The sequence below is a fragment of the Mesorhizobium sp. M4A.F.Ca.ET.090.04.2.1 genome, from assembly GCF_003999085.1.
GTDB lineage: Bacteria > Pseudomonadota > Alphaproteobacteria > Rhizobiales > Rhizobiaceae > Mesorhizobium.
In genome coordinates this window covers 1-21,317 of record NZ_RZOT01000026.1, presented here as the reverse complement: position 1 = coordinate 21,317, position 21,317 = coordinate 1, and the positions used below count along the sequence as shown (strand labels likewise).

Sequence of the window (21,317 nt, the reverse complement as noted above, 5' to 3'; positions counted from 1 at the left end):
GCGCTGGTCCGCTGATCTGCTGGCAGCCACCTCACTCGACGAGAAGCACATGCCGTCGCTGGTCGAGGGCACGGCGAAGGCCGGCGCCTTGCGCGCCGAGCTTGCCGCCAAATGGGGCGTTGCAGCAGGCATTCCGATCGCCGGCGGCGCCGGCGACAATGCGGCCTCGGCCTGCGGCATGGGCACGGTCGGCGCCGGCCACGCCTTTGTGTCGCTCGGCACCTCCGGCGTGCTGTTCGCCGCCAACGCCGCCTACCTGCCCAATCCGGCAAGCGCGGTGCACACCTTCTGCCACGCGCTGCCCGACACCTGGCACCAGATGGGCGTTATCCTGTCGGCCACCGATTCGCTCAACTGGCTGTCGGAGATCACCGGCAAAAGCGCCGGCGAATTGACCGCCGAGCTCGGCGATACGCTCAAGGCGCCGACCGGTGTGTCCTTCCTGCCCTATCTCTCAGGCGAGCGCACGCCGTACAATGATTCCGCCATTCGTGGCTCGTTCACCGGCCTGGCGCATGAAACCGGCCGCGCCGTGCTGACGCAGGCCGTGCTCGAAGGCGTCGCCTTTGCCTTCCGCGACAGTCTCGAAGCGCTGAAGACGGCCGGCACGACGCTGACCCGGGTCACGGCGATCGGCGGCGGGTCGCGCTCGCGCTACTGGCTGAAGGCGATTGCCACGGCCTTGCAGGTGCCGGTGGACATCCCGGCCGATGGCGATTTCGGCGCCGCGTTCGGCGCGGCCCGGCTCGGCCTGATCGCCGCGACCGGCGCCGATCCGCTTGCCGTGTGCACCGCGCCGGCGACCGACGCCACGATCGATCCGGACGCCGGGCTTGGCGGGGCCTTCGCCGACGCCTACCAGCGCTACAGGGCGCTTTATCCGGCGATCAGGGCGGCAACCGCGTGAGCGGGCGCGAGGCACCCCCCTCTGCCCTGCCGGGCATCTCCCCCTCAAGGGGGGAGATCAGCAGCGTCGACGGCTATGCCAGTCTTGCAAGGTCAGTGATTGGCGAAGGCGGAAAAGCCAGCCAATCTCCCCCCTTGAGGGGGAGATGGCCGGCAGGCCAGAGGGGGGTGCTTGGCGCCCACCTCAACAGCAAAGCCTCACTGCGCCGGCACCTTGTCCAAAAACCCGGTGACGCTCTTCAGGCGGCCGTTCTCGATGACGGCGATGTCGGTGCCTTCGATGACCGACTCGGTGCCCTCCGGGCCGAGATTCCACGAGAAGCGGATCTGATCGGCAAACCCGTCCGGCTGGCCCTTCAGCGAGAAGCGGAACCCGGCGAAGCGTTGCTGCACGCCGTCGATCAGCGCGGCGATGCCTGCGTGGCCGTCGCCCTGCATGATCGGATCGCGGTAGCTGACGTCGCTGGTGAAGGCCGCTTCGAGCAGAGCCTTGCGGCGGCCCGCATCGCTCTCGTTCCAGGCGGTGATGTAGTTCCGGGCGATCGTGTTGAGGTCGGTCATGGTCTTCATCCTTCGTTGGATCGTTTCGACATGACCCTTTTCGACCAGCGCCGGCATGAAACCAATTACGCCTGAGGTAATGGCGGACAGGAACCTGCGAGAGGAAGGACGATCATGAGCAGCGGATTTTTCGGCGACATCCAGACGATCAAGTACGAGGGACCGGATTCGACCAATCCGCTCGCCTACCGGTTCTACAACCCGGACGAGTTGGTCGCCGGCAAGCGGCTGGAAGACCATCTGCGCTTTGCCGTCGCCTACTGGCATTCCTTCGCCTGGCCCGGCGGCGACCCGTTCGGCGGCCAGACCTTCGATCGTCCCTGGTTCGCCAAGCCCGGCGGCATCGACACGATGGAGCTGGCGAAGCTCAAGGCCGACGTCGCCTTCGAGATGTTCTCGCTGCTCGGCGCGCCCTATTTCTGCTTCCACGACGCCGACGTCCGGCCCGAGGGCAAGGACTTTTCCGAGAGCGCCGCGCGCCTCGACGAGATCGCCGACTATTTTGCCGCCAAGATGAAGAAGACCGGCGTCAAGCTGCTGTGGGGCACGGCGAACCTGTTCTCGCACCGCCGCTTCATGTCCGGCGCGGCCACCAATCCCGATCCGGATGTCTTCGCCTATGCGGCGGCGACGGTGAAGAGCTGCATCGACGTCACCAAGCGCCTGAAGGGCGAGAACTACGTGCTGTGGGGCGGCCGCGAGGGCTACGAGACGCTGCTCAACACCGACCTTGGCCGCGAGCAGGAGCAGGCCGGGCGCTTCCTCAGCCTGGTCGTCGACTACAAGCACAAGATCGGGTTCAAGGGCACCATCCTGATCGAGCCGAAGCCCCAGGAGCCGACGAAGCACCAGTACGATTACGACGTCGCCACCGTCTACGGCTTCCTCAAGCGCTTTGGGCTGGAGAAGGAAGTGAAGCTCAACATCGAGCAGGGCCACGCCATCCTCGCCGGCCATTCCTTCGAGCATGAATTGGCGCTCGCCAATGCCCTCGGCGTCTTCGGTTCGATCGACATGAACCGCAACGACTACCAGTCGGGCTGGGACACCGACCAGTTCCCCAACAACGTGCCGGAAATGGCGCTCGCCTACTACCAGGTCCTGCAGGGCGGCGGCTTCAAGACCGGCGGCACCAACTTCGATGCCAAGCTGCGGCGCCAGTCGCTCGACCCGCAGGACCTGCTGATCGGCCATATCGGCGGCATGGATGCCTGCGCGCGCGGCCTCAAGGCGGCGGCCAGGATGATCGAGGACAAGGCGCTGTCGGCCCCGCTGGCCGAGCGCTATGCCGGCTGGAACACCGCCGAAGGCAAGGCGATGCTGTCGGGCAAGCGCACGCTGGAGGAGATCGCCGAGCGGGTGGTCAAGAAGAAGATCGAGCCGCAGCCGCGCTCCGGCCGCCAGGAGCTGCTGGAAAACATCGTCAACCGCTATGTGTGAGGCAGGGCGCCGGCCCTAACTCAAGCAGCCGCTAAGATAAAACGGCTTTGCGCGGGGCTGAAACCGACGACAAGGTTTTGCCCCGCGCCGCCCCTCAATAGCCTCTCTCTTGCCTTCAAACAGCCGTCACGGATTTCCTATAGTGTCGGCTCGTGGCGGGAATCAGGAAGAAGGAGGCGAAACGATATGCAGCACGAACGCGAAATCGACGCCCTGCTCTCATCTGGCGAGGCTGGCTCGATCATCGACCGGCTGATGGCATTGCCGCACGGCAAGGCCGGTTCACGCGGCGCGACCGAATGGGATCGCGCGGTCGCCAGCCGCTTCGAGACCCATATTGCAAGGCAGATGCGCTCCGAGATCGACAGCGCCAGCACCCGGCAGACCGCCGCGTAGCCTATCCCCGGCGGAGCCTCACCGGCGCTTCGCCGAAAGCCCTCGAAAATGCCCTGGAAAATGCCGCCGCGGAGGAGAATCCCGTCCGCCCGGCAATGTCGGCCATGGCGATCCGCGTGTCGACCACCAGGCGCCGGGCGGCGCTGAGGCGCAGCCGCAGATAATAGGCGCCGGGCGTCTCGCCGATCGACTTGAGGAAGATGCTTTCCAGCGTCCGCGCCGTCACGCCGGCGCGCTTGGCCACGGCGTCGATGGTCAGCGGCTGGTCGACATGCGATTCCATCAGCCGGATCGCCTGCGCCAGCCTTGGGTCGTAGCCGTCGAGCCGCCCGAGCGAGACCAGCGGCTGCGCATCGGTCGCGGCGCGCGCCTGGTCGTAGATGAACACGCTCGCCACATCGAGCGCCACGGCCATGCCGAGCCTGGTCCGCACCAGATGCAGCATCAGATCGAAGGTCGGCGAGGCGCCGCCGGACGTGAAGACAGGCCCGTCGATGACATAGCGGTCCGGACGCACGTCGACGCCCGGGAAGGCGGCGGAAAAATCCTCCATGTCCTCCCAATGCGTGGTGGCGCTTCGCCCTTCGAGCAGACCGGCCCGCGCCACCAGCCAGGTGCCGGCCTCGACGCCGCCGCAGGCGCGGGCCGCACGTGCCGCCCTGCGCAACCCCGCAAGCAGCGCCGCCGTGGCATAATTCTGCGTGCCGAAGCCGGCGACGACGACCAACACATCGGTCGGCTCGGCGGCATCGAAGCGGCCGCTGACCGCCACCGGCAGGCCACATGTCGTAACCGGCGCCTCACCCGTCACCGAGACCAGCTTGAAGTCGAACAGCGTGTCGCCCGAGATGCGGTTGGCGGCGCGCAGCGGGTCGACGGCCGAGGCCACGCACATGATCGACGAGCCGGAGAACACCAGGAGCGTCACCTTGAGCGTTTCGTGTTCGGCGCGAAAGATCGTCGGCTTTTCGCTTTTAGTCATGTCAGCTTCGTAAAGCGCAAAACAGTTTCCGGCAAGTCGGTCATTGTTGGGTCTGTCTTGATTGGGAGGAAGTCCAATGCCGCTCGCAATGAACCGTGAGGTCTTCATTACCTGTGCCGTGACCGGGTCCGGCGGCTCGCAGGACCGCAGTCCGCATGTGCCGCGCTCCCCCAAGCAGATCGCCGATTCGGCGATCGACGCCGCCAAGGCGGGTGCGGCGATCGTCCACTGCCATGTCCGCGATCCCGAGACCGGCAAGCCCAGGCGCGACATCCATCTCTATCGCGAGGTGACCGAGCGCATCCGCGAGGCCAATGTCGACGTGGTGCTCAACCTCACCGCCGGCATGGGCGGCGACATGGTGTTCGGCTCGCCGGAGGCGCCGCTGCCGCTGAAAGAGAAGGGCACCGACATGGGCGGCGCCACCAACCGCATGGAACATGTGCGCCAGTGCCTGCCGGAGATCTGCACGCTGGATTGCGGCACGATGAACTTCGCCGAGGCAGACTATGTGATGACCAACACGCCCGGCATGCTGCGCGCCATGGGCGGCATGATGACGGCGCTTGGCGTCAAGCCCGAGATCGAGGCCTTCGACACCGGCCATCTGTGGTTCGCCAAGCAGCTGGTCGAGGAGCAGGTGCTGAAGCCGGACGCGCTGGTGCAGCTGTGCATGGGTGTGCCGTGGGGCGCGCCGGATGACCTCAATACCTTCATGGCCATGGTCAACAACGTGCCGTCGACCTGGAACTGGTCGGCCTTCTCGATCGGCCGCAACCAGATGGCCTATGCGGCGGCCGCGGTGCTCGCCGGGGGCAATGTCCGCGTCGGTCTTGAGGACAATCTTTGGCTGGACAAGGGCGTGCTGGCGACCAACGCGCAGCTCGTCGATCGTGCCGCCAGCATCGTCACCAATCTCGGCGCCAGGATCCTCGGGCCGGAGGAAGTGCGCAAGAAGCTCAACCTCACCAAGCGGGCGCCGATCGCAGCATAAGGCGGGGGCTGACCATGGCGACCGTCAAATTCACCGCGATGAAGGATGGCGACAGGGAAGACTACGAATTCCTGACCGCCCATGAGGTCGACTACGCTGCGAAAACCGGCGAGCGGCTGCTCGACGCGCTGGTGCAGCTTGACGAGGGCCTCTCCGGCTACAAGATCACCCGGCTCGGCCATTCGCTGCAGGCGGCGACGCGGGCCTGGCGCGATGGCGCCGACACTGACTGGATCGCCTGCGCGTTGCTGCACGACATCGGCGATATCTACGCGCCCTACAATCACGACGAATACGCGGCCGCGATCCTGAAGCCCTTCGTGCGCGAACAGTGCACCTGGGTGGTGGAGAAGCACGGCGATTTCCAGCGCCTCTATTACGCGCATCATCTTGGCGGCAACCGCCACGCCCGTGACCGCTTCGCCGGCCATCCCTATTTCGACGACTGCGACCGGTTCTGCGAGCGCTGGGACCAGTCGAGCTTCGACCCCGATTACGACACGCTGCCGATCGAGTTCTTCCGGCCCTTCGTGCTCGAAGTCTTCGCCCGCAAGGCCTACGACCCGGCCGTGATCCGCGCCGGTGAGCGTGTGCCGCTTACCGATCCCGAAACAGCCAAGACCAGAACCGGAGCTTCCGCATGAGCATCATCAACAAGGCAGCCGCCATCGGCGGCGGCGTCATCGGCGCCGGCTGGGTGGCGCGGCTGCTCTTGAACGGCATCGATGTTTCGATTTTCGATCCCGATCCCGAGGCGTCGCGCAAGGTCGGCGAGGTGATGAAGGGCGCCCGCCGCGCCTATAAGCAGATGCTGCCCGGCGGCCTGCCCAAGGAAGGCAAGCTGACCTTCGCCAAGACCATCGCCGAGGCGGTCGCCGACGCCGATTTCATCCAGGAAAGCGTACCCGAGCGGCTCGACCTCAAGCACAGGGTGCTGGCCGAGATCGACGCCCATGCGCCGGCCAATGCCATCGTCGGCTCGTCGACCTCCGGCATCAAGCCGACCGACATGCAGGTGGCGATGAAGAAGCACCCGGAGCGGCTGGTCGTCGGCCATCCGTTCAACCCGGTCTATCTCCTGCCGCTGGTCGAGATCGTCGGCGGCGAGCAGACCTTCCCGGAGGCGATCGAGGTCGCCAAGGAACTTTACGCCTCGATCGGCATGAAGCCGGTGGTGGTGCGCAAGGAGATCGAGGCCTTCGTCGGCGACCGCCTGCTCGAAGCCGCCTGGCGCGAGGCGCTGTGGCTGGTCAAGGATGGCATCTGCACCGTCGAGGAACTCGACGACATCATGCGCTATTCCTTCGGCCTGCGCTGGGCGCAGATGGGCATGTTCCAGGTCTACCGCGTCGCCGGCGGTGAGGCCGGCATGCGCCACTTCATGGCGCAGTTCGGCCCTTGCCTGAAATGGCCGTGGACCAAGTTGATGGACGTGCCGGAGTTCAACGATGAGTTGGTCGATCTCATCGCCACCCAGTCGGACGAGCAGGCGCACGGCCTGTCGATCCGCGAGCTGGAAAAGATCCGCGACGACAATCTGGTCGCGATCATGGAGGCGCTGTCGAAGCAGAACAAGGGCAAGGGCTGGGGCGCCGGCGCGCTGCACAAGGACTATACCAGGCAGCTCGCCAAGCTGGCGGCGAAGAAGCCGGTCTCCAAGGCGGCCGAGAAGGCCAAGGCTGCCAAGCCGGTGAAGAAGGCCGTGAAGCCGGCAAAGGCCGAAAAGTCGAAGAAGAGCAAGAAGAAGGGCTGAGGCGATGGATTTCGGTCTTTCCGAGGAACAAAAGCTCATCGTCGAGACGACGCGCGCCTTCGTCGAGAACGAGCTTTATCCGCATGAGCGCGAGGTGGAGCGCACCGGCGTGCTGCGCCGCGAGCTGATCGACGAGCTGAAGGCCAAGGCGATCGAGGCCGGGCTCTACGCCGCCAACATGCCGGCCGATGTCGGCGGCGCCGGCCTCGATACGGTGAGTTGGCTGCTCTACGAGAAGGAGCTCGGCCGCGCCAACTACGCGCTGCACTGGACCTGCGTAGCGCGTCCTTCCAACATCCTGCTCGCCGGCACGCCGGAGCAGCGCGAGAAATATCTCTTCCCCTGCATCCGCGGCGAGAAGTGGGACTGCCTGGCAATGACCGAGCCCGGCGCCGGCTCCGACCTGCGCGGCATGAAGGCCACCGCCGTGCAGGATGGCGACGACTGGGTGCTGAACGGCACCAAACACTTCATCAGCCATGCCGACATCGCCGACTTTGCGATTTGTTTCATGGCTTCAGGCGAAGAGGATTCGCCGCGCGGCAAACGCAAGAAGATCACCGCCTTCTTCGTCGACAAGGGCACCAGGGGCTTTGCCGTGCGCGACGGCTACCGCAACGTCTCGCATCGCGGCTACACCAACGCCATCCTCGAATTCGATGATTGCCGGCTGCCGGCGAGCCAGGTCCTGGGCGAGGTGCACAAGGGTTTCGAGGTTGCCAATTCCTGGCTCGGCGCCACTCGCCTGCAGGTCGGCGCCACCTGCCTCGGCCGCGCCGAGCGTGCGCTTGGCCACGCCATCGAGTACGCCGCCCAGCGCCAGCAGTTCGGCCAGCAGATCGGCAAGTTCCAGGGCGTGTCGTTCAAGCTCGCCGACATGGCGACGGAGTTGAAAGCCGCCGACCTGATGGTGTTCGAAGCCGGCTGGAAGTACGATCAGGGCACCGTCACCGACCAGGACATGGCCATGGCCAAGCTGAAGGCTACAGAGATGCTGGCTTTCGTCGCCGACGAGGCGATCCAAATCCATGGCGGCATGGGGCTGATGGACGATCTGCCGCTGGAGCGCATCTGGCGCGACGCCCGCGTCGAGCGCATCTGGGAAGGCACTTCGGAGATTCAGCGACATATTATTTCGCGGGCGCTGCTGCGTCCGTTCGGGGCTTAGAGCATGATGCCCAAAGCCGGGATCCGGCTTTTGGAGAAGATCATGTTCAAACGAAAAGATGGCCATGCATAAACTCGAACGTCTCCTGCGCCCGAAATCGATCGCCGTGTTTGGCGGCGCGCAGGCCGCCGCCGTCGTCGCGCAATCGATCAAGATGGGCTTTGCCGGCGAAATCTGGCCGGTGCACCCGACCAAGGACGAGGTTGCCGGCCGCAAGGCCTACCGCTCCGTCGCCGAATTGCCCGGCGCGCCCGATGCCGCTTTCGTCGGCGTCAACCGGCATCTTTCCATCGAGGTGGTCAAGGCTCTGGCAGAGCGCGGCGCCGGCGGCGCCGTCTGCTTCGCCGCCGGCTTCCTCGAGACCGAAGCCTATGACGAGAACGGCGAACGGCTGCAGGCCGAGCTCGTCGCCGCCGCCGGCCAGATGCCGATCATCGGTCCGAACTGCTATGGTCTCATCAACTATGCCGATGGCGCGCTTCTGTGGCCCGACCAGCATGGCGGCATCAGGCTGCCCGACAGCGGCAAGGGCGTCGCCATCATCACCCAGTCGTCCAACATCGCCATCAACATGACGATGCAGAAGCGCGGCCTGCCGATCGCCTTCCTGATGACCGCCGGCAATCAGGCGCAGACCGGCCTCTCGGAAATGGCCCTCGGCCTGATCGAGGATGAGCGCGTCACCTCGCTCGGCCTGCACATCGAGGCCTTCGATTCGGTCGCCGGCTTCGAGCGGCTTGCGGCCAGGGCGCGCGAGCTGAGGAAGCCGATCATCGCCATGAAGGTCGGCCGCTCCGAACAGGCGCGGCAGGCGACGGTGTCGCACACCGCCTCGCTGGCCGGCTCGGACGCCGCTTCCGGCGCCTTCCTGAGGCGGCTCGGCATCGCCCGCGTCGATTCCATTCCAGCCTTCATCGAGGCGCTCAAGCTCCTGCACATCACCGGGCCGCTGCCCGGCTACAAGCTGTCGTCGATGAGCTGCTCGGGCGGCGAGGCCTCGGTGATGGCCGATAGCGCGGAGGGGCGCTGGGTGCATTTCCCGCCTCTGACCGACAAGCATCGCGCCCATGTCAAGTCGACGCTGGGGCCGCTGGTCGCGGTCGCCAATCCGCTCGACTACCACACCTTCATCTGGAACAACGAGCCGGCTATGATGGCCACCTTCACCGCGATGGTGTCGGGCGGCTTCGACCTCAACATGCTGGTGCTCGACTTCCCGCGTCCCGACCGCTGCTCCGACACCGACTGGTGGGCGACGCTGCGCGCTTTCGAGGCGGCGCTGAAGACCAACAGCGCGCAAGGCGCGATCGTGTCCTCGCTGCCGGAAAACCTGCCGGAGGAATATACCGCCGGACTGATGGCGCGCGGCATGGTGCCGCTGTTCGGCATCTCGGAAGCCATGGATGCCGCTCAGGCGGCCGCCTTCATCGGCTGGGCCTGGCGCGAGCCCGAGGCGCAGCCGGTCGACACCAGCGCCGCGGGCGCGGCCGACGCCGGCCATGTCACGCCCGACGAGGCCGAGGCCAAGGCGCGGCTGATCAAGGCCGGGCTACCGGTGCCGAAGGGCGAGCGCGCCGCCAATGCGGTTGAGGCGGTGATTTCGTCGATGGCGCTAGGCTTCCCGGTGGCGCTGAAGGCGCTGGGCGTCACCCACAAGTCGGAAGTCGGCGCGGTGATCCTCAACCTCAAGGATGCCGAATCCGTGAGCACCGCCGCGCATGACCTCCTGCCGCTCGGCACCGGCCTCTATGCCGAGCGCATGGTGCGCGACGGCGTCGCCGAGCTGATCGTCGGCTTCACCCGCGACCCGATGTTCGGCGCGGTGATGACGCTCGGCACCGGCGGCGTGCTGGTCGAGCTCCTGCGCGACAGCGTCACCCTGATGCTGCCGGCGACGCGCGACGACATCGAGGCGGCGCTGCGTGGACTGAAGCTCTACCCGCTGCTCGAAGGCTATCGCGGCCGGCCAAAGGCTGATGTCGCCGCCGCTATCGACGCGATCGCCGGCATTGCCGGCTTCGTGCAGCAGAATGCCGGCGAGATCGAGGAGCTCGACATCAATCCGCTGATCGTCTGCGCCGAAGGCAAGGGCGCCTGGATCGCCGACGCGCTGCTGGTGCTTGGAGAAAAGAAGAATGGCTGACGTCATCACCACCCGCCGCGAGGGCACTATCCTCGAGGTCACGCTCGACCGGCCGAAGGCCAACGCCATCGACCTGAAGACGTCGCGGCTGATGGGCGAGACGTTCAAGGCGTTCCGCGACGATCCCGAGCTGCGCGTCGCCATCGTCAAGACCGCCGGCGACAGGTTCTTCTGCGCCGGTTGGGACCTCAAGGCGGCGGCCGGCGGTGACGCGGTCGACGGCGATTACGGCGTCGGCGGCTTCGCCGGCCTGCAGGAATTGCGCGACCTCAACAAGCCGGTCATCGCCTGCGTCAACGGCATGGCGGTCGGCGGAGGCTTCGAGCTGGCGCTGTCCTGCGATCTCATCTACGCCGCCGACCATTCCTCCTTCGCGCTGCCCGAGATCCGCGCCGGCACGCTTGCCGATGCCGCGACGATCAAGCTGCCGAAGCGCATTCCCTACCATGTCGCCATGGACCTCCTGCTCACCGGCCGCTGGATGGATGTCGCCGAGGCGCATCGCTGGGGCCTGGTCAACGAGGTGCTGCCCAAGGAGAAGCTCGAGGACCGCGTATGGGAGATCGCCCGGCTGCTCGCCAGCGGCCCGCCGCTGGTCTTCGCCGCGATCAAGGAGACCGCGCGCGTGGCCGAGGCGCTGACCTTCCAGGACGCGATGAACAAGGTCACGCGCCGGCAATTGGCGACCGTCGATTTGCTCTACGGGTCGGAGGACAATATGGAAGGGTTCCGGGCGTTTGCCGAGAAGCGCGATCCGGTGTGGAAGGGCAGATAGTCTCGCAGCCGATGGCGTTCCTTCCCATCCCCCTCTGCCCTGCCGGGCATCTCCCCCTCAAGGGGGGAGATCGGATGTCGCGAAGGCTTTCACCAGTCTCAGACGCTGCAGAAAAGGCGGCATGGCCAAAACTGCCGATCTCCCCCCTTGAGGGGGAGATGGCCGGCAGGCCAGAGGGGGGTGCCTGGGCTCGACCTCTCCAATCGATGCAGCAACCATGACCAACTACAAAACCCTCATCGACGCCGAGACCTGGGCCTTCATCGAGAAGACCAACGCCTACTACCCGCCGTATGCGATCGACTACACGGTTGCCCAGCAGCGCGCGATCTATGACCGCATGTGCCGGGAATTCTTTGCCGGCTATCCGCAAGGCGTGACGGTCGAGACCACGGCCATCCCGGCGCCCGCGCAAGACATCCCGATCCGCCTCTATCGCAACGCAAAACCGCTCACGGCGGCGATGGTGCTCTACGTCCATGGCGGCGGCTTCATCCTCGGCGGGCTGGACAGCCATGACGATGTCTGCGCCGAGCTCTGCGCCCGCACCGGCTTCGAGGTGGTTTCGGTCGACTACCGGCTGGCGCCTGAGCATCTGCATCCGGCCGCCTTCGACGATGTCATGGCCGCCTTCGAATGGGCGGCCGCCACTTACGACCGTCCCGTCCTGCTCTGCGGCGACAGCGCGGGCGGCAACCTTTGCGCCGCCGTCAGCCACGCTACGCGCGGCCATGTCAAAAAGCCGGTCGGCCAGGTCCTGGTCTATCCGGGCCTCGGCGGCGACCGTTCGACGGGGTCCTATTTCGCGCATGCCGAGGCGCCGATGCTGACGGTGCGCGACCTCGATTTCTACATGGACATCCGCACCGGCGGCGAGGATCGCACCGGCGACATCACCTTGTCGCCGCTCGCCGACGCCAATTTCGCCTACCTGCCACCGACCGTGCTGATCACCGCCGAATGCGACCCGCTGTCTTCCGACGGCGAGGCCTATCGCGACCGCGTCGTCGCGGCCGGCGGACATGCATACTGGTTCGAGGAACCGGGACTTGTGCATGGCTACCTGAGGGCCCGGCGCACGGTAGGCCGGGCGCGCGCCAGCTTCACCCGCATCGTCGAGGCCGCAACGGCGCTCGGCAAGGGCGACTGGATCTGGTGACGCACTCCGGCGACGGGTTGTCCCAGTTCGCCGCCTTTCCCCCATGAACCTTTCCGCGTCAGCCCACGACTGACGCTCAGGCGCCGCATGGTGCGGCCCGGGAAAGGAAAACCCAATGACCAGAAACCCAGAGGCTCCATGGTCTCCGGGAACAACAGAAGCTCGGCGCGACCACCGTCTTCGGGACGGGGTCGATGCGCCGGGCTTTCCGCTGATTCCGTTGACCCTGCGTAAGAGCCGGCGTATCGTGAACATGAGGAAAGCAGACAATTCGATCAGGGAAGAACGTGCCGGAACGCCGCGCCTTGCCCTGATTCGCGCGGTAATGCCGGATGGTTCTTCCATAGACTTCGGGGGGAGTTCTATGTCCTGCGACCAAGGCGCTCTTGCGCACGCTCGTGCCGGCCGTTTGCGCCGCGCGGCAAAGGCAACCGGCGGACTTCTTGCTCTTGCGCTCAGCGCCAGCCTGTGGCTCGGCAGTCCCGCCGGCGCGCAGGAAACCCAGATCATCTATCCTGGCTCGATGGCGGTGACCGGCTTCCCCGGCACTGTCATCCCCAATTTCGACTCTTCCGATTCCGAAGAGGGGGGCCTTCCGCCCGGCGTCGATCCGGTCGACGAAACCTTCATCGACATCAGCCGCGCCTCCTTGCGCGTCTTCGACGTCTCGCATCTCGGCGGCCCGGCCTCGGGCCAGCTCGTCTACACGCCGCCGCCCTTCGAGGTGACGGCCGGCCAGATCGGCGAGGTCTTCGGCCTTACCTATGACGACGGCGTGCGTGATGGCGTGCCGTCGGGCATCCCGAACCTCTATACCGCAGCGACCTCACTGCACGGCATCGAGATCGTCACGCCCGACGCCGACAATGACGGACGGCCCGAGCGAGAGCGCCGCGGCGCTGCCGGTTCTGCCTTCATGGAGGGCCAGTTCGGCACCGAGAATGGCGGCGGGCCGGGCACGATCTGGAAGATCGACGGCATTACCGGCGCCGTTTCGAAATTCGCCGATATCGACACCAACAGCGGGCCCGGCATCGGCAACCTTTCCTTCGACCCCATCCATCGCCAGTTCTTCGCCTCCGATCTCGACACTGGCCTGATCCATCGCATCGACGCCAACGGCACGCTGATCGACACGTTCGACCATGGCGTCGCCGGACGCCCGGCGCACGGGCTCGACCCGGTCGCCGACGACGGCGCCGTCATGGACATCCAGGGCGGCGCCTTCGACAGCGAAGACCCCGACACATGGGGCTACACCCAGGACGAGCGCCGTGTCTGGGCGGTCGCCTATCACGGCGGCCGGGTCTACTATACGGTCGGCGAAAAGGCGGAGGTCTGGTCGGTGGGCATTGCCCGCGACGGCCGCTTCGCCGGCGATCCGCGCTGGGAGCTGACGGTCGAGGCCGACAAGGACTACGCCGTCACCGGCATCGCTTTCGACAACACGGGCTTCATGTATCTGGCCCAGCGCGGCCCGGTCGAAAACCGCTACGATTACAGCCGCTTCGCCGATTCCGGCAAGGGCGAGGTCATCCGCTACTGGCGCGAGAATCCCGACGATCCGGCGACGGAATCGGTCTGGGTGGAAGTGCCGCAGGAATATGCGATCGGCTTCCCGCAAGGCAACCGCCAGTCGGCCGGTGGCGTCGATCTGCAATATGGCTATGACGCCGAGGGCAATCTCGACACCAGTGTCTGCACCGACACGCTGGTCAACACCGGCGACAAGTTGCGTGACAATCCGGCGCTTGCCGAGCAGCTCGCCGCTGGCGGGCCTTTTGCCGTGCATGGCGTCCAGTTCACGCCGACCCCGCTGGTCAAGCCGGCCAACCTGCCGCCCTTCGGCTCCTGGTTCGTCGACTTCGACAGCTATTTCGAGGACCCGGAAGTGGAAGGCCATGTCGGCGACGTCAGGGTCTGGCGTCCCTGCGAGGGCCGTGCCGGCTACTATGAGGAAATTCCAGGCGGTTACCTGCCGCCATTCTATCCGCCGGACTTCCCACCGCCCGGCAATCTGCCTCCCTGTCTCGATGTCGAGGATGTCCAGTACTTCTGCACGCCCTCGGGCCTCGAGGCCGATCTCTATCTCCATGACCATGCCGGCTTCGGCGGCGATTCGATCAAGGCTCTGTCCAAGACGCCAGGCGTCGGGGTGACCTCACCCATGTCGCATGCGCCGGGCACGCCATACACGATCGGCATCACCGGCCATTATCCGGGCGACACGGTCGATGTCGGGCTCTGCTTCTACAGGCAGTCAGACCGCGACAAGGGCGGCTACTACCCTTGCTGCAAAATGACCCTGCCGCTCAGAACCCCAGCCGTCAGCTGCGAACCGTGAGGGAGGGAAAGATGACCATTTCCGCGCTTTCCCCGCTTGCTCCCAGCAGCAGCAAACCCACCGTCATGGAGACGATCATGAAACCCCTGTCATATGCCAGGCGCGGCGCGCGCTGGCTGATGGCGGCCGGTATCGCGGTCGCCATGCTGCCGGCATTGCCGGCCTTCGCCGAGGACCCCATCCCGGCCAAGATCGTCGAGGCCGCAGGCCCGGAACCCAGGCTTGAGCTCGACAATCCCCGTGTCGTCAATCCCGAGCCGGGGCGCATCGTGCCGTTCTTCACCAAGAAGGGCGGCCAGAGAAGCTGCGACTACGTCTTCTACACCTTGACGTTCGGCCTGCGCGGCAATGCGCAAGCCTTTGCCAATCCCGTGCTTGCCAATGCGCTAAAGAACACCAGGCTCGACTTCAAGGACCAGCCTCCGCATGGCCTGCAGATCGTCAGCGCGCATGTGTCCGGCGATGGCACCGATGCGGCGGGCGGTGCACTGCCCGGTGCGGTGATCAGCACCTCGGCGGACCCGAACGACACCGCGACGGTTTCCGATTTCCGGATTTCCGCCAGCGATCTCGACGGCATGGGCGCCGCGAACGAACGCACCATCACCTTCCAGATCGTGGCCAAGATCGACCACGCGGCGTTCCCCGCGCCGGCCATGGTCGACAACCAGGGCACGATCAAGGTGTCGATGGGAGGCGGCCCGGGGACCATCATCCCGTCGCAGGATCCGGGCAAGCCGGATGACGGCGATTTCCTCACTGGCGAGAAGACCTCGATCCGCATCGACTTGACCAAATGTAATCCGCCACCACCACCTCCCGGCAAGGAATGCTTCAAGGTGGAGCGCGGCACGGTCGATTGCGTGCCCGGCGGCGGCGCCTTCATCTACCACATGCCTGTCGGCCAGGAGATGGGTGGCAAGTGGGTGCAGGTCTCGACGACCACGCCCGGCATCACCATCATCCCCGACACGCAACTGGTGCCGGCGGGCGGCGGCGTGCTCAACTGGAAGATCGTCGGCGCATCGCCCGGTGATGTCATCCACCTTATTGTCACCGGCATCGAGACCTATGCCGGTCCGGAGGAGGGCTGGGGCCTGTGCTGCACGCAGACTATCGACATCGTCATCCCGCGCGACCTCAGATGCCCGCCCGACAAGGAGCCGGACCTCAAGGTCGAGAAGCGCGCCGATGTCACGCGTTGCACGATGGCCGGCGGCTGCGACTTCACCATCAGGGTCAGCAATGTCGGCGGCGCGCCCTATCACGGCAAGATCGTGCTCGACGAGGTGACGTTGCCAGCCGGCTCGGTGCTGGATTCCGGCCCGAACCCGCCCTGGGTCTGCGTGCCCGGCGTCACGCCGATGACCTGCACCCATCCGGTGACCACGCTCAACCCGGGCGCCTTTGTCGACCTCAAGCTCGGCTTCAAGCCGGCGCCGGGCTGGCAGGGACGCGTGCTGCGCAACTGCGCCATCTACGACTACCAGGCCAGCGGCAAGCCGCTGTTCGGCAGCCAGCAGAACGATCGCGGCTGCGCCTCGATCCCGATCTGCCGGCGTGGCGATCGCGACCCTGAGTGCCGGCCGCCGGTCGAGAAGAAGGTCGACCTGATCCTGAAGAAGCGTGCCCGCATCCCGGTCTGCACGGCTGACGGCATCTGCTACTTCGTCATCGACCTCATCAACAACGGCAGCGTCCCCTATAACGGACCGCTGACGGTCATCGACAGCTATCCCGGCGGCGCGCCTGCCTCCTCGACCTTCGGCCCGTCTCCGCCCTGGAGCTGTGGACCGAACGGCCCCGGCCAGTTCCGTTGCGACAATCCCGGCATCGTGCTGATGCCTGGCGCCTCGACGTCGATCGTCGTCAAGGCGGTGATGCCGGCAAACTACCAGTCGGACAGCGTTGAGAACTGCGCGGCGGTGAAGGCCATACCCGGTGAGGTCGACCTCACCAACAACAAGGCCTGCGCCAAGGAACGCTTCCGCCATCCCAATGGCGGCAAGCCCGGCCTGCGCATCACCAAGGTGTGCAACGGCTCGCTGGCCGGTGCCGCGGTGGTTTCCTGCCGCATCACCGTCAGCAATGCCGGCACGGCGGCCCCCACCGGTCCGGTGCGGGTCAACGATGCCGCCACGCTGGTGGCCGGTGGCGCACCGGTCCAGATCCAGACCGTCACTCCCGACGGCGCTGAATGGGCCTGCGGACCGGTTCCGGCCAACACGCTGTCTTGCCAGATTCCCGGCGCCGTGATGACGCCCGGAACCTCCAGGCACTTCGACGTGACCGTCTCGGCCAATGGCGAGTTCGAGAACTGCGCGCGCGGCTCCTACGGGCCGGCGCCGGGAGACGACATCGTCTATCCGATCGGCCAGGCTTGCGCCAAGGGCGGCGGGGCTCCGACCATCCGCGTCGAGAAGACCGGCGACAGCGAATGCCGGCCCGGCCAGCCCTGCTCGTTCGAAATCACCATCACGAACGATGGGCCGAGCGCCTTCTCCGGTCCGGTCCGGATCGGCGATGCGATCGGCGTGGAAGGACTGGGCAGGCTGGAAGGCGTCGAGATCACGTCGATCGAGCCGCCCTTCGGCTGCTCGCCGGAACCGACGACGCTGCCTTTGTCCTGCATAACCAACCTGACGCTCGGCGCCGGGGAAAGCCACGTGCACAATGTCACCGTGGTCATCCCCGATGACGGCCGCCTGGCCAATCTGCAGGGCACGGTCAACGGTCAGAACTGCGTTGGCGTCCTGTCTCCGGATACGCGGGTGCAGGGCGGCGGCGACGTGCTTTCCGGCGATCAGGCCAACATCCAGGGCAATCGCGGCAAGGCTTATGCGTGCCATCCCTTCACCATCAGGAACGAGGTGAAGAAGCAGTGCTCGGCGGGCTTCGTCATGAACGATGCCGGCCGCTGCGTCTGCCCGGAAGGCACCACCTACCGCAACGGCCAGTGCACGGGCGACGGCGTCATCATCGAGCCGAAGCCAAAGCCAAAGCCTTGCGTCCTGCTCAAGGGCCAGATCCGCACCGAGGACGGGCGCTGTGTCTGTCCGCGCGGAACCGAGCTCGAGAACGGCGCCTGCGTGAAGATGACGCAGGGCTGCACTATACCCGGCTCGGTGCCGTCGGCGGATGGCGACAGCTGCTACTGCCCCAAGGGCACGCATCTCGACAGGATCGCGAATGCCTGCGTGCGGGACAAGCAGCAGCCCGAGCAGTGCACCATTCGCGGCCAGGTCCACGACGCGGACGGCGATTGCGTCTGCCCGAAGGGGACCGAGGTGCGCAATGGTGCCTGCCGGCCGATCCGGCCGAAACCGGAGCAGTGCCGGATCCCCGGCCAGGTCCGCAACGCCGATGGCGATTGCGTCTGCCCGAAGGGGACCGAGGTGCGCAACGGCGCCTGCCGGCCGATCCGGCCAAAGCCGGAGCAGTGCACGATCCGCGGCCAGATCCACGACGCCAACGGCAACTGTGTCTGCCCGAGGGGTACGGAAATCCGCGACGGCGCCTGCCGGCAGAAGAAGCCTGAACTGGAGCAGTGCACCATTCGCGGCCAGGTCCACAACAAGCGTGGCGAATGTGTCTGCCCGCGTGGCACCGAGGTCCGTGACGGTGCCTGCCGTAGGGTCCGGCAGGAATGCGCTCCGGGTTCGCAGCTGATCAACGGCCAGTGCCAGCCGATCATCATCCTGCGGCGCTGCCCGACCGGGACGACCGGAAAATATCCAAACTGCGTCCCGATCCGCAAGCCGGGCGTGGAGGTCAACCCGAACCTGCTGCTCAATCCGAACATCCTGCAGCAGCTGGTGCCGAGACGTACGCCGCAGGTGCAGCAGGATCCGGCGGGTGCGAACATCCAGAACTCCAAGCCGTGATCTAGCGATAGGAAAACCAGAACCCCGCCGGAGCAATCCGGCGGGTTTTTCGTTGGCGGGATCGCCCGCGTGAACCTTGATGCCGCGAGCGGCGACCAATCGCTGAAGGAACACATCAGGAGAGAGAGATGTCTTCAGTCAGCCATGCCTTTCGCAATACGGTTGCGACTGTTGCCCTGTTCGCAGCCGGACTAGTCAGCACCTCCGCTTCCGCCGCGCAGGCCAACATCAAGTCGATGTCGTTCGACACGCAGAGCGTCAACACCACGCTCCATGTCGTTTCGAGCGACAAACAGAAATGGGACAGGCTGAAAAGCGGCACGGTCCAGTTCTGGGGCCACATGAAGATCGACACACGCTGGCCAGGCTACGTGCAGCAGGTCGGTGTATCGCTCGGCGTATGCGGCCCCAGCCAGTGCGGGGCGTTTCCGCCGATCTGGAGCGCATCGCCGGTCAGCCGCGACTATGATCACCAGGCGAACTTCTCCTTCGATCCCTCGATCATGGCGCTGTCTTCGAATGCGGACATCGCGTCGGTGCCCTATGGCGATCAGATTATCGCCAAGTGCAACCAGCACCTCCAGCCCGATGGGCCGACGAAGTCCTATTCGTTCACGCACACCTTCCACGCAACCTTTTCGGCGCTGACCGACAAGGCGCTCGACATGCACAATGCTGCCACCGAGACGACCGGCGGCAGCTGGCCCTATCCGATCTACGAATCGCATTATGCCGAACACGGTTCGTTCGACGTCCAGGTCGTTTGCGATCCCGTCGTCAAACCGGCGGCTCAGGACATCGCCGTCGATTTCGGCGAATTCGAGACAAAGAACGTCAAACTGTTCCTGACCACCTACCGCTCGAACCAGCCCGGCTCGACACCCGGCACAGTGTGCCCGGCGCTCAAGGTGACCAGCCGCGCGCAGGCCAACAAGGCCGGGCCGGTATCGATGCGCATCTGGCGGCAGAAGGACAATGGGCCGATCACATCGGAATTCAAGCAGGTCTGGGCGTCCTTCGACGCGGGCAAGAACGGCTATTTCGCCACTTATGAGAAATGGGAGAATGTCGGAGCGACCGCGTACTTCCAGTACAAGACCGAAATAGTCGGCAACGGCCCGTTCGAGCCCTTCGACGGCTGGAAAGACATCACCGTCCATTGCACTGGCGCGGGCGGCGGCGGCTTCACCGATGGACCTCAGGCCGATCCCGACAACCCGCCGGCAAAGGCCGACTGGCAAGGCGAAGTGACCGTTTCCGACAGCGCCGGATCGAGGAAACTTTGCCCGCGCAAAGGTCAGGTCGCGTTCGAAGCGAGCCGCGATGCTCCCGGCGCGTTGCACTACCGGATCGGTTGCTCGAACGGCGCCTTCTTCACCGGGACCGCGGTCGCCTTCAACGAAGGCGGTGTGTTCAAGGCCAGCGCCGCGCACGATCTCAGCATAAGCAGGACCCGCTCGATCCAGTGCACCTTGCAGGAGATCAAGCCGAATGGATCCATTGCCACCATCGACGCGGATGCGGAGGATTTCACCTGCATAAAACGCACTGTCGAGCCCAAGGTCGACGATCTTGTCTCAAGCACGCGCCCCGACTTCGGCAAGCCCAGGCTGCCGCCGGTCGTTGTGGATCCCGGCCGCAAATGCCTGCCCAGCCAAAGCTTGCTGCGCGGCAAATGTGTCGACAGGCCGCTGGTGGCCGCATGCAAGAGCACCGAGAAGCTGGTCGACGGCAGGTGCATCGGCGTCAGCATCCACTGCCTGCCCGGCTATCATCAGGTCGGCCTGAAATGCGTGAAGAATGCCGTGATCGCCGGGAAATGCCGGCGTGACGAACAGCGCATCAATGGCGAATGCGTGCGCAAGCCTTCCATCATCATCGACTGCAAACGCGGCTACCATCTGGTCGGCAAGGCATGTGTGAGGGACGCAATCATCACCACGGGCTGCCGGCCGACCGAAATGACGGTGCGCGGACATTGCGTGCCCAGGCCGGCTTCGAAGACGCTTGGGCTGCAGAAGTTGAAGCAAGGCAGAGGCCCGTCGTTCCTGCCGGGACAGGCCAGGTCACGACTTCAGGTGAACTGAATCCTGCTGCAAACCAGGAGAGAGGCGGCGACGCCTCTCTCCTTTGCGGGATGACGAAACGTCATCCCGATCGGGAGCGACGTAGCTCCTTTTTGGGCGCTGGCTGCGCTCCAACACATAATCAGGCATTGTCCCTTTCGAAAAACGGTTCCGATTTTCCGGCCGATGCGCTAGGGCGGAGCGGACTTGAAGAACGGGAAGCGGACATGGCCAAGAAAACCCTGATCGCGCCATCGGTGCTGGCGTCGGATTTCTCGAAGCTCGGCGACGAGGTCGAGGCCGTCGCGGCAGCCGGCGCCGACTGGATCCATCTCGACGTCATGGACGGCCATTTCGTCCCCAACATCACCTTCGGCCCGCCGGTGGTAAAGGCGATCCGCAACCGCAGCAAGGCCTTCTTCGATTGCCACCTGATGATCGCGCCGGCCGATCCATATCTGGCCGCCTTCGCCGAGGCCGGCTGCGACGGCATGACCGTGCATGCCGAGGCCGGACCGCATCTCGACCGCTCGCTGCAGACGATCAGGAACCTCGGCAAGAAGGCCGGCGTGTCGCTTAACCCGGCGACACCCGAAAGCGCTGTCGAATATGTACTCGACCTGCTCGACCTGATCCTGATCATGACCGTCAACCCGGGCTTCGGCGGTCAGGCGTTCATTCCGGCCATGGTCGACAAGGTGAAGCGGGTGAAGGCGCTGATCGGCAACCGTCCGATCCAGATCGAG

16 protein-coding genes are annotated in these 21,317 nt (G+C 65.6%); 14 read left to right on the top strand and 2 right to left on the bottom strand.

All coding sequences use genetic code 11. From position 1 onward, the window contains the following. Positions 1–907, top strand: a 907-nt coding sequence (locus EN781_RS03760; protein ID WP_245492537.1) for an FGGY-family carbohydrate kinase, incomplete at its 5' end; no start/stop codon positions are given. A 197-nt stretch (positions 908–1,104) separates the two neighbouring features. Here the strand turns inward: EN781_RS03760 and EN781_RS03750 are convergent. Continuing rightward, positions 1,105–1,467 carry a nuclear transport factor 2 family protein gene (locus EN781_RS03750; RefSeq protein WP_126056933.1) on the bottom strand — a complete coding sequence of 121 codons (363 nt, stop codon included), beginning with the start codon at positions 1,465–1,467 and terminating at the stop codon, positions 1,105–1,107. 114 nt (positions 1,468–1,581) lie between these two features. On the opposite strand from EN781_RS03750, the gene xylA reads away from it, so the two are divergent. Beyond that, entirely contained in the window at positions 1,582–2,907 is a 1,326-nt protein-coding gene (xylA, locus tag EN781_RS03745; RefSeq protein ID WP_126056932.1) for a xylose isomerase, read from the top strand. Between the two features lie 186 nt (positions 2,908–3,093). After that, entirely contained in the window at positions 3,094–3,303 is a 210-nt protein-coding gene (locus EN781_RS03740; RefSeq protein ID WP_126056931.1) for a hypothetical protein, read from the top strand. 1 nt (position 3,304) lies between these two features. Here the strand turns inward: EN781_RS03740 and EN781_RS03735 are convergent, their stop codons facing one another. Continuing rightward, positions 3,305–4,285, bottom strand: coding sequence for a GlxA family transcriptional regulator (locus EN781_RS03735; RefSeq protein ID WP_127399795.1), 981 nt, complete (start codon positions 4,283–4,285; stop codon positions 3,305–3,307). A gap of 76 nt (positions 4,286–4,361) precedes the next feature. On the opposite strand from EN781_RS03735, the gene EN781_RS03730 reads away from it, so the two are divergent. The 11 genes from EN781_RS03730 to rpe form a co-directional block, all read left to right on the top strand. Continuing rightward, positions 4,362–5,279, top strand: a complete 918-nt coding sequence (locus EN781_RS03730; RefSeq protein WP_126056929.1) for a 3-keto-5-aminohexanoate cleavage protein — start codon at positions 4,362–4,364, stop codon at positions 5,277–5,279. Positions 5,280–5,293: 14 nt separating this feature from the next. Then, the gene (locus EN781_RS03725) at positions 5,294–5,923 is read left to right on the top strand and encodes an HD domain-containing protein (RefSeq protein ID WP_126056928.1); all 630 of its coding nucleotides are present in this window, start codon (positions 5,294–5,296) and stop codon (positions 5,921–5,923) included. Then, on the top strand, positions 5,920–7,032 hold the full coding sequence (locus EN781_RS03720) for a carnitine 3-dehydrogenase (RefSeq protein ID WP_126056927.1): 1,113 nt from the start codon (positions 5,920–5,922) through the stop codon (positions 7,030–7,032). The genes EN781_RS03725 and EN781_RS03720 overlap by 4 nt, the downstream gene beginning before the upstream one ends. Before the next feature lie 4 nt (positions 7,033–7,036). Then, on the top strand, positions 7,037–8,200 hold the full coding sequence (locus tag EN781_RS03715) for an acyl-CoA dehydrogenase (RefSeq protein WP_126056926.1): 1,164 nt from the start codon (positions 7,037–7,039) through the stop codon (positions 8,198–8,200). A gap of 64 nt (positions 8,201–8,264) precedes the next feature. Beyond that, on the top strand, positions 8,265–10,343 hold the full coding sequence (locus EN781_RS03710; protein WP_127399794.1) for an acetate--CoA ligase family protein: 2,079 nt from the start codon (positions 8,265–8,267) through the stop codon (positions 10,341–10,343). After that, the gene (locus tag EN781_RS03705) at positions 10,336–11,118 is read left to right on the top strand and encodes a carnitinyl-CoA dehydratase (protein WP_126056924.1); all 783 of its coding nucleotides are present in this window, start codon (positions 10,336–10,338) and stop codon (positions 11,116–11,118) included. The genes EN781_RS03710 and EN781_RS03705 overlap by 8 nt, the downstream gene beginning before the upstream one ends. Before the next feature lie 217 nt (positions 11,119–11,335). Beyond that, positions 11,336–12,277: an alpha/beta hydrolase gene (locus EN781_RS03695; RefSeq protein ID WP_126056922.1), complete on the top strand. Its 942-nt coding sequence runs from the start codon at positions 11,336–11,338 to the stop codon at positions 12,275–12,277. A gap of 364 nt (positions 12,278–12,641) precedes the next feature. Beyond that, entirely contained in the window at positions 12,642–14,621 is a 1,980-nt protein-coding gene (locus EN781_RS03690) for a hypothetical protein (RefSeq protein ID WP_127399792.1), read from the top strand. A gap of 11 nt (positions 14,622–14,632) precedes the next feature. Next, positions 14,633–18,505: a hypothetical protein gene (locus EN781_RS03685; RefSeq protein ID WP_127399791.1), complete on the top strand. Its 3,873-nt coding sequence runs from the start codon at positions 14,633–14,635 to the stop codon at positions 18,503–18,505. Between the two features lie 128 nt (positions 18,506–18,633). Further along, a complete protein-coding gene (locus tag EN781_RS03680) occupies positions 18,634–20,592 on the top strand; it encodes an EB domain-containing protein (RefSeq protein WP_126056921.1) in 1,959 nt (652 codons plus the stop codon). 206 nt (positions 20,593–20,798) lie between these two features. Beyond that, positions 20,799–21,317 (top strand): ribulose-phosphate 3-epimerase (gene rpe / locus EN781_RS03675; protein ID WP_127399790.1); only part of this gene is annotated, 519 nt, incomplete at its 3' end.

Excerpts from the sequence above, each read along its gene's own strand:
- EN781_RS03750 (WP_126056933.1), bottom strand. The coding sequence starts at position 1,467 with ATGACCGACCTCAACACGATCGCCCGGAACTACATCACCGCCTGGAAC.
- xylA (WP_126056932.1), top strand. The coding sequence starts at position 1,582 with ATGAGCAGCGGATTTTTCGGCGACATCCAGACGATCAAGTACGAGGGA.
- EN781_RS03740 (WP_126056931.1), top strand. The coding sequence starts at position 3,094 with ATGCAGCACGAACGCGAAATCGACGCCCTGCTCTCATCTGGCGAGGCT.
- EN781_RS03735 (WP_127399795.1), bottom strand. The coding sequence starts at position 4,285 with ATGACTAAAAGCGAAAAGCCGACGATCTTTCGCGCCGAACACGAAACG.
- EN781_RS03730 (WP_126056929.1), top strand. The coding sequence starts at position 4,362 with ATGCCGCTCGCAATGAACCGTGAGGTCTTCATTACCTGTGCCGTGACC.
- EN781_RS03725 (WP_126056928.1), top strand. The coding sequence starts at position 5,294 with ATGGCGACCGTCAAATTCACCGCGATGAAGGATGGCGACAGGGAAGAC.
- EN781_RS03720 (WP_126056927.1), top strand. The coding sequence starts at position 5,920 with ATGAGCATCATCAACAAGGCAGCCGCCATCGGCGGCGGCGTCATCGGC.
- EN781_RS03715 (WP_126056926.1), top strand. The coding sequence starts at position 7,037 with ATGGATTTCGGTCTTTCCGAGGAACAAAAGCTCATCGTCGAGACGACG.
- EN781_RS03710 (WP_127399794.1), top strand. The coding sequence starts at position 8,265 with ATGCATAAACTCGAACGTCTCCTGCGCCCGAAATCGATCGCCGTGTTT.
- EN781_RS03705 (WP_126056924.1), top strand. The coding sequence starts at position 10,336 with ATGGCTGACGTCATCACCACCCGCCGCGAGGGCACTATCCTCGAGGTC.
- EN781_RS03695 (WP_126056922.1), top strand. The coding sequence starts at position 11,336 with ATGACCAACTACAAAACCCTCATCGACGCCGAGACCTGGGCCTTCATC.
- EN781_RS03690 (WP_127399792.1), top strand. The coding sequence starts at position 12,642 with ATGTCCTGCGACCAAGGCGCTCTTGCGCACGCTCGTGCCGGCCGTTTG.
- EN781_RS03685 (WP_127399791.1), top strand. The coding sequence starts at position 14,633 with ATGACCATTTCCGCGCTTTCCCCGCTTGCTCCCAGCAGCAGCAAACCC.
- EN781_RS03680 (WP_126056921.1), top strand. The coding sequence starts at position 18,634 with ATGTCTTCAGTCAGCCATGCCTTTCGCAATACGGTTGCGACTGTTGCC.